Genomic DNA, 16,898 nt, shown 5'->3' on the forward strand with positions numbered 1-16,898 from the left:
CAGGGTCCGCAATTGGCGGCAAGCCATCGCCGGCCAAGATAGCAGCGGCTCGGCGAAGCACCGTCGCCGATCGAAATCAGGCAATGCCGCCCAGGCATACATATTTGAGCTCGGTATATTCGTCCAATCCGTGCCTGGAGCCTTCGCGGCCGAGACCCGACATCTTGACGCCGCCGAACGGCGCCTCGGCGGTGGAGACGAGACCGGTGTTGACCCCGACCATTCCATATTCGAGTGCTTCGGCCACGCGGAAGACCCGCGACAGATCGCGCGCGTAAAAATAAGAGGCAAGGCCGAACTCGGTGTCGTTCGCTTGCTCGATGACGTCCTGCTCGTCGTGGAACCGGAAAAGCGGTGCAAGGGGGCCGAAGGTTTCTTCACGCGCGACCTGCATGCCGGCAGCAACGTCACGCAGAATGGTCGGCTCGAAGAAATGGCCGCCAAGCGCGTGGCGCTTGCCTCCCGTTACGATCCCGGCACCCTTTGCCACGGCATCCTGAATATGGCTTTCGACCTTGGCAACGGCATTGTCGTCAATGAGCGGGCCAAGCACGACGTCACGCTCCAGACCGTTGCCGACCTTCAATTGCGAAACGGCCTCGGCCAGCTTGGTTGCAAATGCCTCGTAGACGCCGTCCTGGACATAAAGCCGGTTGGCGCAGACGCAGGTCTGGCCGTTGTTGCGGAATTTAGCGATGATGGCGCCTTCGACAGCCGCGTCGAGATCGGCGTCGTCGAATACGATGAAGGGTGCATTGCCGCCGAGCTCGAGACCGAGCTTCTTGATCGTCGGCGCGCATTGCCGGTAAAGCAGCTCGCCCGTCCGGGTGGAGCCGGTGAAGGTCAGGACCCTGATATCGCGGCTGGCAGTCAGCGCTCCGCCGATTGCGGCTGCGTCACCTGTGACAATGTTGAGAAGTCCCGCCGGCAGGCCGGCGCGCTCTGCGAGGACGGCGATCGCGATCGCGGAGAATGGTGTCTGCAGCGCCGGCTTGAGAACGACGGCGCAGCCAGCGGCAAGCGCGGGGCCGATCTTGCGCGTGATCATCGCGTTCGGAAAGTTCCAGGGCGTGATCGCCGCCACGACGCCGGCCGGCTGGCGCAGCACAAGGATGCGCTTGTCCGGCTGATGCCCCGGTACGATCTCGCCGTTGATGCGTCGTGCCTCTTCGGCAAACCATTCGATGAAGCTCGCACCATAGGTGATTTCCCCCTTGGCTTCAGCCAAGGGCTTTCCCTGTTCCAGCGTCAGGATCATCGCCAGATCGTCACGGTTTTCGATCATCAGGCGATGCCAAGCCTTGAGAACGGCGGCGCGCTCGCCGGCCGCCTTCTTCGCCCAAAGCTTCTGGGCGACGACGGCGGCCCGGATGGCATCTTCGGTTTCCGTCGCACCGAAATCAGGGACCGCGCCCAGCACCTCACCTGTTGCCGGATTGCGGACCATGGCCGACGCGCGACCTTCCGCTTCGATCCAGCGATCGGCGATGGGGCATGCCTGGCGGAACAGCGAGGGATCATTGAGTTTCATGGGACAACTTTCAACAGAATACGTGTGCGGCGCCGGGATCGAAATCGAGATGGACTATATCTCCACGATTGAGCCCGGCAATAGCCTCATGGCCGAACGGCAAGCGAACCGAAAGCGCCTCGCCTGTCGCCGTCTCCGTCGAGACGTGGATGTTGTTGCCGAGAAAGGTAATGTCGCTGACCGTCGCGGCAAGACCTGCGCCGGTGGCTCTCGCGCGCGACAGCCGAATGCGCTCCGGTCTCAGCATCAGCGCCGCCCTTGCGCCGGAGGTCCCTTTTCCATGCACCGGAATCTGGTTGAAGATGGTTCCGCCTCCGAGCGCTATGGTGGCTTGTCCATCGGAGGACGAAATGAGGTCGCATGAAATGAAGTCGCTGTCACCGATGAATTCGGCAACGAAACGCGTCTTGGGGTTGGCGTAGAGCTCCGGGCCCGTACCGATCTGATCGATGACGCCTTTGGAAAAGACGGCAATGCGGTCGGAGAGCCGCAGCGCCTCTTCCTGGTCGTGCGTGACGTAGAGGATCGTCACTTCTGTCTGCTGGTGGATGCGGCGGATCTCATGCTGGATTTCCTCGCGCAGCTTCTTGTCGAGCGCCGACAGCGGCTCGTCCATCAGCAGCACCGGCGGATCATAGGCAAGAGCCCTGGCGAGCGCGACGCGCTGCTGCTGGCCGCCGGACATTTGTGCCGGTTTGCGATCCTCGAAGCCTTCGAGCCGGACAAGGCGCAGCATCTCCTTCACCTTGCTGTCGATTTCCGCCCTCGACTTGCGCCGGACCTTCAGCGGAAAAGCGATATTTTCACCGACCGTCAGATGCGGAAACAGGGTGTAGCGCTGGAACACCATGCCGATATTGCGCTTGTGCGACGGCGTGGCGAGCAGCGTCTTGCCCTCGAGCGTAATGTCGCCTTTGGTCGGGTTTTCAAAGCCGGCCAGGATGTAGAGCGTCGTGCTCTTGCCGGATCCGGACGGACCGAGGAAAGTCAGGAATTCACCGCGCCGGACATCGAGATTGACGTCGTGCACGGCGACGACGGGGCCGTATTCCTTGCGTATTCCGCGGATCTGAAGGAATGCTTCGTTCATTGTTTCAGTACCTTACGCACGACGGCAACCAGCGCCATCAAGATGATCGTCAAAAGGATGAGAAGGGTCGATGCGGCAGCAACAACAGGCGTCAGGTCTTGCCTGAGCGTCGCCCATACCTTCACCGGCAGCGTCTGCAGGGTCGGGCTCGACATGAAGATCGCCACCACCACCTCATCCCAGGATGTCAGGAACGAAAAGACGGCGGCCGAAAACAGCCCATGGCTGATCGCGGGAAGCGTGACCCTGATTTTTGCTTCGAGCGGCGAGGCGCCGCAGAGCACCGCCGCATCCTCGATCGACTTATCGAAGCCCTCCAGCGCGCTTGATATGGACAGGATCGAGAAGGGCAGCGCCAGCACGAGGTGCGAAATGACGAAGCCCGTCAGGGTGCCGCCAAGGCCGATCCTGAGGAAGAAAGCGTAGAGGGCAACCGCGAGAACCACGACCGGCAGGATCATCGGCGTCAGAAACAGCGCCTTCAGCGCATCGCGGAACATGAACGAACCGCGCACCAGGCCGAAAGATGTGACGAGCCCGAGCAGCACCGACAGAACCGTGACGATGACGGCGATCTTGAAGCTCGTCAGAGCCGATTCCAGCCAGCGCGGGTCGGCGAAGAGTTCATTGTACCACTGGAAGGTCCAGCCCGGCGGCGGGAAGATCAGCCATTGCGAAGAGCCGAAGGACAGTGCCGCGATGAAGACGATCGGCAGCAGCAGAAAGGCTGCGGTCAGAAGCGTGATCGTGAGCAGGACGTATTTCCACCAGCCGAGACGGTCGAAATTGAGCAGCATATCAACGTCCTCCCGGGTTCTGGTTGCCGAAGAAACGCAGCTGCACGGCATAAAGCGAGAGCGTCACGACCAGGAGAACCAGCGCCGCCGCACCGCCCATTCCCCAGTTGACCAGCGACTGCACGAACTGCGCGATCAGTTCTGCGAGCATCATGTTGGCGGTGCCGCCGAGAAGCGAGGGCGTGACGAAATAGCCAAGCGACATCACGAAAACCATCAGGGCGCCGGCCGCCATACCGGGCATCGCCAGCGGCAGCAGAACCCGCGTCAGGCACTGCCAGCGGTTGGCGCCGCAAAGGGCAGCCGCCTGCAGCGTCGATGGGTCGATCTTCTTGATCACGCCGTAGAGCGGGAGGACGATGAAAGGCAGCATGATATAGGTCATGCCGATCGTGACACCGGTCAGATTGTTGACGAGCGCCAGCGGCTGGTCGATCAGGCCCATTCCCATCAGCATCTTGTTGATGAGCCCGGTGCGTTGCAGAAGCACCATCCAGGCATAGGTGCGGGCCAAAAGGTTGGTCCACATCGAGAGCAGCAGGATCGCAAAGATCATCGTGCTCAGCCGGCCGGGCATGATCGCCAGCGCCCAGGCGACGGGAAATCCGATCGCAAGCGAAATCACGGTGACGAGGCCTGAGACGATGAAGGTATTGGCGAAAATCTTGAGATAGGTGGCAGAGCCGATCAGCTGGGCATAGTTTCCAAGGCCCGGAACGGGCTCCAATACGCTGCGCAGCAGCAGGATCGCCACCGGCGCGACGAAAAAGATGCCCACGAAGGCAAGAGCCGGAACGACTCCGCCAAGTCCTGTTGCCCTGCGTATCTTTGGCAGAGGCATGATTGCGCCGGAGGCGTCGCTATGCGTCGACATGACAGTCCTTCCCACCCGTCAATTTCCGCAGCGGCGAGGTCCAATGGACGGGTACCGCCGCTGCAGGAGACACGGCGAATTTTCGCCGTGCCCGTTCATCTCCAGTTTCGGACTATTTCGCCTGCCAGGCGTACCACTTCTCGCCGATGGCATCGCGATTATCAGCCCAGTAGTTCATGTCGGCATTGACCTGGCTTGCGGTCTGCTGATCCGGCAGGGTCTTGGCGGTTTCCGGGTCCATCAGCTTGGCCGAGTCGAGGTTGATCGGCGCGTACCCCGTAGCCTTTGCAAGGGCAGCCTGCGGTTCGGCCGAGGTTGCCAGAGCGATGAACTTCATCGCCGCCTCGGCATTCGGTGCGCCCTTCGGCACGACGAGCGCATCGGCAGCGGTGATGTTCTGCTCCCAGGAGGTTTCAACCTTGATGCCGGTCGCCGCAAGCGCCGTCATGCGGCCGTTCCACACACTGCCGAAGGGCGCCTCGGCAGAGGCCAGCAGCTGCTGCGACTGGGCGCCGCCCGACCACCAGATGATATCCGACTTGATCGTATCGAGCTTCTTGAAGGCGCGGTCGAGATCGAGCGGATAAAGCTTGTCGGCAGGCACGCCGTCGGCAAGCAGCGCGGCTTCGATCACGCCGGGAGCCGACCACTTGTAGAATGTGCGTTTGCCGGGAAATTTCGCCGTGTCGAACAGGTCGGCCCATGTCTTCGGGCAGGCTTTGACGGCATCGGCATTGCAGCCGATGACGAAGGAATAATAGAAGCTGCCGACCGAATAGTCGGTGACGAATCGCGGATCGAGCTTGGATTTGTCGATGACGGAAAAGTCGAGTTTTTCGAGCTGGCCGTTCTTGCCGGCCTGGGCGGCATAGTCGCCTTCGACGTCGACGACATCCCAGTTGACTTCGCCGGCCTCGACCATGGCCTTGAGCTTGCCGTAGTCGGTCGGGCCGTCCTGCACGACGGTGATGCCGGTCTTTTCGGTGAACGGGCTTGCCCATGCCGCCTTCTGCGCATCCTGGGTCGTTCCGCCCCAGCTCGAGAAGACCATGCTGTCGGCGTGCGCCGGCGCGGAGACCGCCACGAATGCGGCAACCGCCGCGAATGCAAATGTCGTTTTCATGTTCCCTTATCCTGTTCTGGTTTGCCTTGCGGGTATGCCTTATGCCGTCAGCGCGCCTCGCTCCGGGGAGAGAAGCTTGCCGGCTTCATAATCTTGTTTTCCGCCACCTCGATCAGTTCGCGAATCTTGGGCAGGAAGGCCTGCCATTGCGGATCGGCCATAAGCCGCTGGCGTCTCGCCTCCCGGTCGTCCAGGCTCGTAAAGGCCCAGATGTGGACGATCTCGTTGATCGTGCCGATCTCCGAGAAGAAGTAGCCGACCAGCATGCCGAGATGGCTCTTCTGGATTTCGATCCCTTCTTCCTCGACGACCTTGAGATATTGCGGGATCGTTCCGTTCTTCAGCCGATAGGTGCGGACCTCGTAAAACATCACGTCACCTCATCACGAAAGGATCGGGGATCGGATCGTCCGAGGTCCGGAGCCAGATCGTCTTGGTGCGGGTATAGTCGAGCGCCGCGGCCATGCCGCCTTCCCTGCCGTGGCCCGACAGGCCGAAGCCGCCGAAGGGCGCGATCGGCGAGACGGCGCGGTAGGTGTTGACCCAGACGATGCCGGCGCGGATGCCCTTCATCAGCCGGTGCGCCCGGGTGAGGTTCTGGGTGAAAATGCCGGAGGCGAGGCCATAGCGGGAGTCGTTGGCAAGCCGCAGCGCCTCGGCTTCGGTCTCGAAGGAGACGACGGATAGGACCGGCCCGAAGAACTCCTCGATCAGCGACGGCGAAGCGACATCGTCGCAATCGAGGATTGTCGGCGGGAAATAATAGCCTTCGCCATCGATCTTGCGGCCGCCGGTGACCAGCCGGGCGCCGCTTGCGATCGACCGCTCGACGAGGGCGCCGATATTGTCCTGCTGGCGCTTGGTGGCAAGCGGCCCGACTTCGGTCGCCATGTCGAGCGGCGCGCCGATCCGGATCGCTTCCGCCTTCTGCCGCAACAGCGCGACGAACCTGTCCTTGACGCTGCGCTCGACGATCAGGCGCGAGCCGGCAACGCAGCTCTGTCCGGTCGCCGCGAAAATGCCCGCGACCTGGGCGTTGGCGGCACTTTCGAGGTCGGCATCGGCAAAGACGATGAAGGGCGATTTGCCGCCGAGTTCGAGCGAGGTGGAGGCGAGGTTTTCGGCAGAGTTGCGCACGACGTGCCGGGCGGTTTCGGGCCCGCCGGTAAAGGCGACATGCGCGACCGTCGGGTGACGGCCGAGGGCCGCACCGCAGGAGGCTCCGAAACCGGTGATGATATTGACGACGCCGGCGGGAAAGCCTGCCTCATGCACGAGACGCGCAAATTCGAGCAGCGGCGCCGGCCCGTCTTCCGAGGCCTTGATCACCATCGTGCAGCCGGCGGCGAGAGCCGGTCCGATCTTGACCGCTGACAGAAAGAGCTGGCTGTTCCACGGCACGACCATCGCGACGACGCCGATCGGCTCGCGGCGAAGCCAGACGTCCATATCGGGCTTGTCGATCGGCAGGTAAGAGCCTTCGATCTTGTCTGATATCCCGGCATAATAGCGATAGTATTCGGCGACATAGGCGATCTGCGCGGATGTCTCGCGGATGATCTTGCCGGTGTCGCGCGTCTCCAATTCAGCGAGGACCTGGGCGTTGGCGGCAACCAGGTCGGCGAGCTTGTAAAGCAGCTTGCCGCGTTGGGTGGCCGTCATCTTTGCCCAGGGGCCTTCGTAGAGCGCCCTTTCGGCAGCGTTCACAGCTCGATCGACATCATTCTCACGCGCCTCGGGCATTTCCGCCCAGACCGTGCCGGAAGCCGGATCGATGCTCGGATAGGAAGCCTCGCCATCCGAGAATTCGCCGTCGATATAATGCTGGAAACGCCGCATGGTCCTACTCCTGAAATGCCGGCATGACTTCGGCGATGAAACGCTCGAGCGACGCCTTCTTGCGCTCGAAACTCATGCCGGTGTCGATCCAGAAGGAATATTCGTCATAGCCGAGGGCCTCATAGGCCTTGAGCCGGTCGATGACGGTCTCGGCGTCGCCAACGACATTGTTGGTGCGCATGACCTGATCCGACAGCATCGCGTTCGCTCTGATCTGCTCGTCCGGAATCCGTTCGATCAGACCCTGGGTGACCGGCTTCTCATTCTTGAACCAGGCGAAGAAGTAGTTGTAGTAAACGCTGAGTTCATGCGCAGCCTGGGCGACGTCTTCTTCCGAGGAGCCGACATAGGTGTGGCGCAGCAGCATGATCTTCGGCCGTTCAACATCGGGGTTCTTAGCGCAGGCATCGTTGAAGCGGTCCATCAGCGACTGGACCTCGTCATCACCCTGCCAGAGCGGCGTGACCTGAACGTTGCAGCCGTTGGCGACGGCAAATTCGTGCGAGTTCGGGTCGCGCGCCGCAACCCAGATCGGCGGGTTCGGCTGCTGCAGCGGCTTCGGCGCCGAGGTGGTCGCGGGGAATTTGAAGAACTCCCCTTCATGGGCGTAGTCGCCGGCCCATATACCCTTGACCGCGGGAATGAGCTCGCGCATGCGCTGGCCGGCGCCCCTGGCATCGAGCCCGGGCAGCAGACGCTCATATTCGAAGGAATAGGCGCCGCGGGCAATTCCGATATCGAGCCTTCCATCGCAGATGATGTCGGTCATCGCCGCTTCGCCGGCAAGCTTGATCGGATGCCAGAATGGGGCGATCACCGTTCCCGTCCCGAGTCTTGCCCGCGACGTGCGGCGGGCGAGATCGGCAATGGTCACGAACGGATTGGGGGCAATGGTGAAATCCATGCCATGATGCTCGCCCGTCCAGATCGCATGCATGCCGCCCTTGTCGGCGATCTCGCAGAGCGCGACGAATTCCTCATAGAGGCTCTTGTGGCTCTGGCCGGCGTCGAGCCGCTCCATGTGGACGAAGAGGGAGAACTTCATGCTTTTGCGCCCTTGGCTGGAATGGGATGAATTTTGCCGCCGGTCTCGTCGCCGAAATAGACGCCGAAATTGCCGATCGAGCTTTCCATCGCGAAGCGATTGACGATATCGGCGGTCGAGCTGGTCTTGAACTTTGCCGCAGCCAATGCGTCAGGTTTTACGAACCTGCCGCCGGCCGGCTCACCGTCTCCGGCAAAGGCGTGATAGACGATGTGCTGCTTGCCATCGCTCTTGCCCTCATAGACCGAATAGAGAAAGCCGATGCTGACCTTCAGCCCGGTGAGCGTCTCCAGATATTCTTGCAAAGCATCGGTCGGGTTGCCGTCATGGGCGTCGACGCTTGGCAGGGAGAGTACATCCTCGCCCAGCATCAGAACTTCTCCGCGGCGCTCGACGATGGCCGCAAGTTCGATATTGCCCTCGCTTGCCGCGGAAACCGCCTTGCTTGCGAGCGTCGGCGTGAAATAACCGCCGCGCGCATAGCCGAGACCATTGCGGCCGCTATTGTCGAAAGCCTCGATGCGGCCCATCAGGATGACGTGGTCGCCGGCCTCGATGACTTCTTCCCTGGCGCATTCGAACCAGGCCGCGACGTTCGAGAAGATCGGGCAGCCAGCCGATCCCTTGGCCCATTTGACCGCCGCGAACCTGTCTTCGACCGGCCGCGCAAAGGTGTTCGACACGTCCTTCTGCGTTTCCGAGAGCACGTTGATCGCAAAATGCGGCGTACCGGTCATGGTGGCAAAATTGCGCGACGTCTTTGCAAGGCAGACGAGGAGCAAGGGCGGATTGAGCGAGACGGATGTGAAGGAGTTCGCGGTGAAGCCGATCGGATTTCCCTCCCCGTCGCAGGCGGTGACGACGGTCACGCCAGTCGGAAAAGCACCGAATGCATCTCGCAATGCCCTTGGGTCGACAGTCTGGATTGTCATCGTTCATCCTCCCCGAACGACAGCCACTCGGCGAGCAGCGAATTGACGATATCAGGCGCGGTCAGGTTCACCATATGGCGGTGGCCTTCGACGATGCGGACCCAGCCCCTCGGCGCGAGCGCCGCCATCTGCTCCGCCATCAGGGGCGTCGAATTCGGATCATCGGACCCCGTCAGGAACAGGGCCGGACCAGCCACGTCTTTCCAGCGATCGGCATAGGTCTCGTCGCCGCCGGCGAAGGCGGCGTAAGCGACAGCATAACCCTGGGGATCGACGAGGTTGAGCCATTTCCGCGTCAATTCCCGCGCAACAACGCTGTCTGCATCATCGCCGAACCAGCGCGCCAGGGGACCTTCCTTGTCGACGCCCGTCACCGGAATGGCCGCGGCCCGTGCGAGCACGGCAGCCTTTGCTTGCTGGTCGCGCCTGTAGACGCCGTTGAGGTAAGCGACACGGCTGATCCGTTCGCCGAACGTCGCCGCCGCCCCTCCCGATACCAGCGCACCCATGGAATGGCCGGCAACATTCACCCTACCGATCGCCATTTCGTCGAGAAACCGCCCGAACCAGGCGACGAACTCCTCAAGACGGCTGCCCGCCGGCAGCTTTGCGCTCTCACCATGTCCCGGCATGTCGACGGCGATGACGCGATGGCCGGCCGACAAAAAGGCGATCTGCGGCGCCCAGGCCTCGAGCCGCATGCCGACACCATGAATGAGGACCAGCGGCTCACCGCTGCCGGCCTCGTGATAGGCCGTTCCGCCTGCCGTCTTCTTTCGCGGCAAGTCACCGGCCGCGCTCTTTGCTGCAGCGGCGCCTGAGATCGATCCGGCTGTCAGCATCTCAGAGCCCACCCTTTCAAACGCCCGCAGGGTTGGCGACGTCCTGCCCAAGATCCTTCAGATCCTGATAGCGGTCGCCGATGCGGTGATGAGGACGTCCGCCCACCGATGCACCAAGCGCCACGACGATCTCATCGGCGGCAGGCGCATCGGGGATCGAGGTCTGGATGGTCAGATAGTGCGAGCGGCGGCCTTCATCGTTCTTGTCCATCATCGGGATCATGATCGGCGCATTGGCGGGGCCGCGGGTGTTGCAGAAGGCGAGATAGGACTTGGCGCCGACAGCCTGGCGAAAAAAATTGCCGAAGCGCAGCGTGTGGATGAGCGCGGAGGCATGTTCGATCTCACCATCCAAACCGACGACGGCGGCCTTGCCGTAACCTTCAACCGCATCGCCGGAACCGACCGCATCGATGATCATCCTGGTGAGCAATTCGCCGAGGACCGGAGCGCCGGCGTGAATCTCGGGCTTGAGATCTTCGACAAAGCCGCGGCCCGCCCAAGGGTTCTTCACCACCGCGATGGCGGTAAACAGCTTCAGCGGCACCGCCGCGGCCTTGCCGCCCTCGATCAGCGTCGTTTCGATCTGCAGTCCGGTCTTGCGAATTTGAATGGCCATGGGGACACCTCATCTCTTCATTTTGTATTATGGTATACCATAATATGTTGGTGTCAAGTTGTCTGCGACCACGCGAAAGCCATGCCTTCATTCAGGTGTTGCCGGGCCGGGCAGCGCGACGCTCGCCGCAGCGACGTGATACATCGGCAAGTCAAAATTTCCCCGCCCATGTGAATGCCGCCATATATATTATTGATTATGGCATACCATCACATTGAGCAAAGTTGGGTGTCAAGCTTAGAGTTGGATTCCCCTCATCGGCCGTAAACTAAACGGGCACCGGTATACGGCAGCTGGCGGGCTGCTGCTGTTCCAGAGATGGGGCTATTCTCAGGTTTGGATATGCAGCAACGGGTTCGGTTGCCGATCAATGAACTCTTTCTTGATGTGCTCAAGAGTGGCCCGCTGTCCGGCAAACGGCAGCAAGGCGACCGCTTCATCTAAAGACAGCCAGCGGAAATCATCGTGTTCGTCGTTGAGCCGTACCGTGCAATCCGTCGGCGCAAAGGCGACGAACACCGGCGTCAGCGTGATTGCATCTCGATCGGCCTCATAAAACTGCTCGCAAATATCCGCGGAATAGAGTGCTTTCAGTGCGAGGCCCGTTTCCTCCTCTGCTTCCCGAAGTGCCGCCTGCCAAGCCGTTTCTCCGTGCTCGATGCCACCAGCGATCTGACACCATTCCCCACTAAGGGTGCTACCGGTGCGGCGCAAAAGAAGGAGTTCGAAACTATCGTCTCGGGGCCTCAAAATGAACAGAGAAATGGCAAAGGATCTGATGGGGATTTCGCGTTTCAACTTTATGCTCCCGACCTATATTTTAATGAAGAATTTCACCTTCTTCCGCTTGAGCCGCCGCTTGCGTTACCTTGCAATTCGCCTTCGGCCCCGGCCGAGCTATCCCGGTCCCCATGTGATCTGCCTACTGTATATCTGTGCCCCTTTAATGTTCAGGGGCCTCGTCCGCGGAGCGCGATTGCGAGTACCGGACAGGCATCGACAATTATCGATGCGGTAGACGGCCTTGCGACCGTCTTCTGCGAAGACCGCGGCGGTCGACGCCCTGACTATTCGGCAGGCTTCTGGGCGGACAGCACCGCCTCGGCAATGGCACTCGCCGCCGCGACATGATCCATCGCCGCTTGCTGGGCTCCCTCGCCGTCGCCGCGGCGGATGGCATCGACGATCTTCGACATCTGCAGCGGCCCTTCGATGCCGCGCCGTTCCGTCTTGATCGTCATCGAGCGCAGATGGTTGATGCGTACGGTGAGCAGGTTGACGACGCCCCAGGCGACATGCCGGTCGACCATGGTGAACAGTGTTTGATAGAAGGAAGAAGTATTGGCCAGCACGCCGGCCATATCGTTGTCGCGATAGCTGTTGCGGATTGCGCTCAGGGATTCCTCGAGCGCGGCGACGATCTCCGGGCTGCCGCGTTCAGCGCACAGCCGCGCCGCCATGCCTTCGAGCGCACCGCGAATTTCATAGATCTGCTTGGCTTCCTCGATATCCAGCTGGGCGACGATCGGTCCCTTGTTCGGCAGATTGGCGACCAGCCCTTCCGATTCCAGATGTCTCAGTACCTCGCGCACGACCGTCCGGCTGACGCCGAGCTGGGCGCAGAGGTCGCGCTCAACAAGCCGGTCTCCCGGACGGAAATATCCGTTCACGATGGCCTCGCGGACCTTGTCGAGCGCCAGTTCTCGCAGGGTCTTCGCAGGACGCTCGACCCTGATTGCTGCGTCCTTCAGAGCACCGCTCATGCTGTACCTCAGTGTTGGATTGACTTCGCCGGCTCAAGCTTTGCTGCGGCAGCCGAATTCAGGAATCGTATTATGGCCTACCAAATACTGTAGCTGTCGGCGGCCAGCAATTCAACAGCACCGTGCCGGTCCCAAGTTTGTCAGCCTAAGCGCCGGAGGCGGGCCTCGCTTTGACGATCTCTTCGGCCACAGCCTTCGCCTGCACCCGGATGTCGGGGACGGCGGTGATCTCCCAGAATTGTCCCGCCGTCAAGGCGCCGACGGCAAACAGCCGCGCGGGCGAGATCCGGGACGGAGCCGTCACTTCTGAAGCCGCATCCACCTGGATGCCGAGGCCGAGAGGATCGGGGACAATCAGCTGAAAGCGGCTCATTTCCTTCAGAAGCGGCGAATGGCTGATCCCAGCGCGCTCCATACCCGTGCAGTTGATCAGCCAGTCCGCCCTGATCTCGGCGATCTCGCGCTTGGCTCTGACCCTGTATCCGGCGACCAGCCTGTCATCTTCGGCCTCGAGCGATTTCAGGAAGCCAGCATGGAAGCGAACGGTTCCGTCTAAGACCAGTTTGTCGAACCCTGCGAACACGTCGGGCGCGACCCGGTGACGGTGGATATTCCACCAGGGAAGCGCATGCCGAAGGAAGCGCGCCCGCTCCTCGTGCGAAAGCCGCTGCCAGAGAGCCTGCGTGGCCGGCCTCAGGCCATCCATGACGCTCCGCCAGTCGACGACAGACCTGCTCTTTTCCCGCAAGATCTTCAATAGGCCGCTGATCGTAGCGGGAAGCGTGTGAACGTTGATCGGCAGCGGCGCGGGCGGCGTCCTCGCATGGCCGAGCGGTGCCAGGCCGCGTCGCGAAAGCACGTCGATCCTGCCTCTGTGGCCATGGGCGCGAAGTGCCAGAATCTGATCGATCATCGTCAGGCCGGTCAAGGATGCAGACCGCATCGGATTGTTCGACACGCCTCAGCCATGAAAGCCGCCACGGGTTCTCGACGATCCGCGATCGCAGCGAAGACGGAACGCCAATTGGTTCGACCGGAAGGTCGGCGTTTCCGACGCCGAGGCAAAGCACCACATTCTTCCCGGCGACCTCGTCGCCATTGCCGAGGTGAAAGGCAAGCGAATTGGTGTAGCGCTCCACGCACCCGGCTGCTTTGGCCTTGATGAAATCGACCCGGCACCGGCCATCCCGCTTTCGAAGCAGCCGCGCAAGCGTATCCCTGACATAAAGGCCGTAATCGCTGCGCGAGGCGAAATCGCCGGCCTGCATAGGGCGTCCATGGGCTTTCAGCCAGTCAACGAAGTCGTCGGGATGATGGGGCAGCAGGCTCATGCGGCCGGCGGGAACGTTGAGGCGATGGAGGTAGAGCTCTGTCCTATATGCCGTCCCGCGTCCGAATCCGGCATCGTCGCCGACGACCGCAATCTTCGCTGAAGCGGGAAGCAGCTCGACGAGATTGCAGGTCACAGCGATCGCTGAAAAACCGGAACCGACGACGATCACATCGTATGTCAACGCATTCTCCCTGAGGCTCGGTAACGCCGCTTCTTGTCGCTCGCCGCCACGCGGATGGCTCAAGTGGCAGAATCACGGAAACAAATATCTCCATAGTCTATAAATATAGTTTGTTATTCCTCCCGCCAGCCCCTTCTCAGCCATTACCCTTTTGCAGGTGAGATCAAGGGGCCGGGTGGCCCTCGAACAAAGGGGCTCAAGATGAATTTCAGAAATTTGCTTGCCGCAATCGCCATCGGCGTCGGTACTCTCGCAACGGCGATCGCCGCTGAGGCGGCGGACAAGAAAGTCGTCGTCGGCTATCAAACCGACGCCTTGCCGTCTTCGGTGGCAATCGCCAACGGCGAATTCGCCAAGAAAACAGGCTATGACATCGACTTCAGGAGGTTCAATTCCGGCGCCGAGATCTTTGCAGCCATTGCCTCAGGCGACGTCCAGGTCGGCTATGTCGGCTCCAGTCCGTTTGCGGCTGCGGTATCACGCGGGCTCGAGGTCAAGGCGTTCTACCTCGCCTCCATCTCGGGCATCGACGAGGCTCTTGTCGTCCGCAACGGCTCGGGCATCGAAAGCCTGAACGATCTGAAGGGCAAGAAGCTTGCCGCCGCGCCGGTCTCCACGGACCATTATCAGCTTCTGGCGCTGATCAAATCGCTTGGCCTGACCGAGAAGGACGTCCAGGTCTTCGCAATCCCCCAGCCTGAGATCGTGGCGAGCTATAACCGCGGCGATATTGACGGCGGTTTCGTCTGGGATCCGGCGCTCACCGAACTCAAGAAGAACGGCAAGGTTCTGGTGACCTCCAAGGATGTGGCGGACAAGGGTGCGCCGACATTCTCCGCCTGGGTCGCCACCTCGAAGTTCGCGACCGAGAACCCGGAATTCCTGAAGGGCTTCGCCTCGGTCGTCACCAAATACTATGCGTCCTTCGCCTCGGACAAGGCCGCCTGGGGGCCTGACAGCGACAATGCCAAGTCGCTTGCCAAGCTGCTCGGCGGCACCGCCGAGCAGCAGGCCTCGGCGCTGAAAAACCTGACGCTGCTTACCCCCGAAGTGCAGGCATCGGACGCCTGGCTCGGCGGCGGCGAAAAGGCCGGCGCCGGCAAGATCCTCAAGGACACGGCATCGTTCCTGAAGGAACAGGGCAAGGTGTCCGACGTGCTGGCAAATTACGGCGCCTTCGTCACCGCAGACGCGCTTACCAGCGTCAGCAACTGATCCTCCCCGATGCCGGCGCTACACTTTCGCGCCGGCATCGAACTTGCGAGCGGCACTATGCTTAAAGTCGATCATGCGAGCGTTTTCTTTGCAGCCCGCGACGGGCGGACCGTCCACGCGCTCGATCGCGTTTCCTTCGATATCCCCGAGCGGGGTTTCGTCGTCGCGCTCGGCGCCTCGGGATGCGGCAAATCAACCCTTCTCAATGCGATTGCCGGTTTTCTTCCGTTGTCGGATGGCCGGATCACGCTCGATGGCCGCGCCGTCGAACGGCCGGGTGCTGATCGCGGCGTCGTCTTTCAGAAAGATTCGCTGCTACCCTGGAAATCGGTGACTGACAATGTCGCGCTCGGCCTGAAATTTGCCGGCGTCAACCGCAAGGAGCGGCAATCGCACGCGCTCGAGCTGCTGCGGCTCGTCGGTCTCGACGAATTCGCCAATGCGTTTCCCTATGAGCTGTCGGGCGGCATGCGCCAGCGGGTCGGTATCGCCCGGGCGCTTGCGACCAATCCGGATATTCTGCTGATGGACGAGCCTTTCGGCGCGCTCGACAGCCTGACCCGCGAACAGATGCAGGAACTGCTGGTTTCCGTCTGGAACAAGACGGCGAAGAAGGTTTTCTTCATCACCCATTCGATCGAAGAGGCGCTGTTTCTCGGCACGCAGGTGCTCGTCATGTCGCCTCGGCCGGGGCGCGTCGTTGCCCGCTTCGATCTCGATTTTATCAGACGCTTCGCCGAAACCGGCGACGCACGATCGATCAAGGCGTCGCCGCAATTTGCCGAGCTGCGTGAGGAGATCCGCGCCATTCTCCACAGCAGCGAAGATTTGAGGAGCGCCGCATGAGCGATGTAATGCAGGCCTCGCCGGCTGCGGCGCAGAGAGAGAACCGCCAGGTCAAACTGGTGAAGATGGCCGGCTTCGGCGCCGGCGAGAGATCAACGGTGGCCATCAGTGTTGCCACTGCCCTGGCAATTCTGCTGCTGTGGTGGCTCGTCGCTGCCCTTGGCATCGTCCCGCACCTTTTCCTGCCGCGGCCCGATGAGGTGCTGACGCAGATCGGCGTCATCTATCGCGATGGTTACGCCGGTGCATCGCTTTCTGAACACGTCGCTGCAAGTCTGTTCCGCATCGTCGTCGCGGCACTCATCGCCATCTCCGCCGGCATTCCGCTCGGATTGCTCATGGGCCTGAACCGCTGGGCCAAAGGGGTGCTCGATGCGCCGATCGAGTTCTACTGGCCGCTTCCGCCGCTCTCCTACCTGCCGCTGATGATCATCTGGCTCGGGATCGGCGAAACCTCGAAGATCACGCTGCTGGTGCTGGCGATGTTTGCGCCGATCTGCCTTTCGGCCCAGGCGGGCGTTCGTTCGCTGCCGATCGAGCGCGTCAATGCCGCCCGTTCGCTGGGTGCCAACCGGCTACAGCTCTTCATCGACATCGTCCTGCCGTCCGCCCTGCCCGAAATCCTCACCGGCGTCCGCATTGCGCTCGGCGTCGGCTGGAGCACGCTGGTTGCGGCCGAATTGATCGCCTCGACGCGCGGGATCGGTTTCATGATCATGTCGGCGTCGCAGTTCCTGGCAACCGACGTTGTCTTTGTCGGCATCGCCATCATCGCCGTCTGCGCCTTCACCTTCTCGGCCGCCATCCGTTTCGTGGAGACCTACCTTGTACCCTGGAAAGGCAAGCTCTGAGGGAATGCAAGCAATTC

Annotated in this window: 16 protein-coding genes and 1 pseudogene; 3 read left to right on the forward strand and 14 right to left on the reverse strand. The window is 61.6% G+C overall.

Annotated elements, in window-relative coordinates; genetic code table 11:
* Nucleotides 1–76 precede the first annotated feature (76 nt).
* From C4N04_RS14115 to C4N04_RS14180, 14 genes and pseudogenes are all read right to left on the reverse strand, one after another.
* Nucleotides 77–1,531 (reverse strand): NAD-dependent succinate-semialdehyde dehydrogenase, encoded by a 1,455-nt coding sequence (locus tag C4N04_RS14115; RefSeq protein WP_106796300.1) that lies wholly within the window; start codon nt 1,529–1,531, stop codon nt 77–79.
* Between the two features lie 10 nt (nt 1,532–1,541).
* Nucleotides 1,542–2,621, reverse strand: a complete 1,080-nt coding sequence (locus tag C4N04_RS14120) for an ABC transporter ATP-binding protein (protein ID WP_106796301.1) — start codon at nt 2,619–2,621, stop codon at nt 1,542–1,544.
* Nucleotides 2,618–3,418, reverse strand: a complete 801-nt coding sequence (locus tag C4N04_RS14125) for an ABC transporter permease (protein WP_106796302.1) — start codon at nt 3,416–3,418, stop codon at nt 2,618–2,620. The genes C4N04_RS14120 and C4N04_RS14125 overlap by 4 nt, the downstream gene beginning before the upstream one ends.
* 1 nt (nt 3,419) lies before the next feature.
* On the reverse strand, nt 3,420–4,292 hold the full coding sequence (locus C4N04_RS14130) for an ABC transporter permease (RefSeq protein ID WP_106796303.1): 873 nt from the start codon (nt 4,290–4,292) through the stop codon (nt 3,420–3,422).
* A 112-nt stretch (nt 4,293–4,404) separates the two neighbouring features.
* The gene (locus tag C4N04_RS14135) at nt 4,405–5,415 is read right to left on the reverse strand and encodes an ABC transporter substrate-binding protein (RefSeq protein ID WP_064806706.1); all 1,011 of its coding nucleotides are present in this window, start codon (nt 5,413–5,415) and stop codon (nt 4,405–4,407) included.
* A gap of 47 nt (nt 5,416–5,462) precedes the next feature.
* Nucleotides 5,463–5,786 (reverse strand): NIPSNAP family protein, encoded by a 324-nt coding sequence (locus tag C4N04_RS14140; protein ID WP_106796304.1) that lies wholly within the window; start codon nt 5,784–5,786, stop codon nt 5,463–5,465.
* Nucleotides 5,787–5,790: 4 nt separating this feature from the next.
* Nucleotides 5,791–7,254 (reverse strand): aldehyde dehydrogenase, encoded by a 1,464-nt coding sequence (locus tag C4N04_RS14145; protein ID WP_106796305.1) that lies wholly within the window; start codon nt 7,252–7,254, stop codon nt 5,791–5,793.
* A gap of 4 nt (nt 7,255–7,258) precedes the next feature.
* Nucleotides 7,259–8,299, reverse strand: a complete 1,041-nt coding sequence (locus C4N04_RS14150; protein ID WP_106796306.1) for an LLM class flavin-dependent oxidoreductase — start codon at nt 8,297–8,299, stop codon at nt 7,259–7,261.
* Nucleotides 8,296–9,231: a flavin reductase family protein gene (locus tag C4N04_RS14155; protein ID WP_106796307.1), complete on the reverse strand. Its 936-nt coding sequence runs from the start codon at nt 9,229–9,231 to the stop codon at nt 8,296–8,298. The genes C4N04_RS14150 and C4N04_RS14155 overlap by 4 nt, the downstream gene beginning before the upstream one ends.
* The gene (locus C4N04_RS14160) at nt 9,228–10,073 is read right to left on the reverse strand and encodes an alpha/beta fold hydrolase (protein WP_106796308.1); all 846 of its coding nucleotides are present in this window, start codon (nt 10,071–10,073) and stop codon (nt 9,228–9,230) included. The genes C4N04_RS14155 and C4N04_RS14160 overlap by 4 nt, the downstream gene beginning before the upstream one ends.
* Nucleotides 10,074–10,089: 16 nt before the next feature.
* Nucleotides 10,090–10,692, reverse strand: coding sequence for an amino acid synthesis family protein (locus C4N04_RS14165; RefSeq protein WP_106796309.1), 603 nt, complete (start codon nt 10,690–10,692; stop codon nt 10,090–10,092).
* A 330-nt stretch (nt 10,693–11,022) separates the two neighbouring features.
* Nucleotides 11,023–11,490 (reverse strand): NUDIX domain-containing protein, encoded by a 468-nt coding sequence (locus C4N04_RS14170; RefSeq protein ID WP_106796310.1) that lies wholly within the window; start codon nt 11,488–11,490, stop codon nt 11,023–11,025.
* A 269-nt stretch (nt 11,491–11,759) separates the two neighbouring features.
* Nucleotides 11,760–12,455, reverse strand: coding sequence for a GntR family transcriptional regulator (locus C4N04_RS14175; RefSeq protein ID WP_106796311.1), 696 nt, complete (start codon nt 12,453–12,455; stop codon nt 11,760–11,762).
* 145 nt (nt 12,456–12,600) lie between these two features.
* Nucleotides 12,601–13,969: pseudogene (locus C4N04_RS14180) on the reverse strand (FAD/NAD(P)-binding protein).
* Nucleotides 13,970–14,170: 201 nt separating this feature from the next.
* Here C4N04_RS14180 and tauA point away from each other — a divergent pair.
* The 3 genes from tauA to C4N04_RS14195 are packed head-to-tail and all read left to right on the forward strand — an operon-like array spanning nt 14,171 to nt 16,881.
* Nucleotides 14,171–15,184, forward strand: a complete 1,014-nt coding sequence (gene tauA / locus C4N04_RS14185) for a taurine ABC transporter substrate-binding protein (RefSeq protein WP_106796312.1) — start codon at nt 14,171–14,173, stop codon at nt 15,182–15,184.
* Nucleotides 15,185–15,241: 57 nt separating this feature from the next.
* Entirely contained in the window at nt 15,242–16,030 is a 789-nt protein-coding gene (locus tag C4N04_RS14190; protein ID WP_096764516.1) for an ABC transporter ATP-binding protein, read from the forward strand.
* Nucleotides 16,027–16,881, forward strand: coding sequence for an ABC transporter permease subunit (locus C4N04_RS14195; RefSeq protein WP_106796313.1), 855 nt, complete (start codon nt 16,027–16,029; stop codon nt 16,879–16,881). The genes C4N04_RS14190 and C4N04_RS14195 overlap by 4 nt, the downstream gene beginning before the upstream one ends.
* Nucleotides 16,882–16,898 lie beyond the last annotated feature (17 nt).

It is taken from the genome of Rhizobium sp. H4, from assembly GCF_003013335.1.
In the GTDB taxonomy this organism is placed as follows: Bacteria; Pseudomonadota; Alphaproteobacteria; order Rhizobiales; family Rhizobiaceae; genus Rhizobium; species Rhizobium sophoriradicis.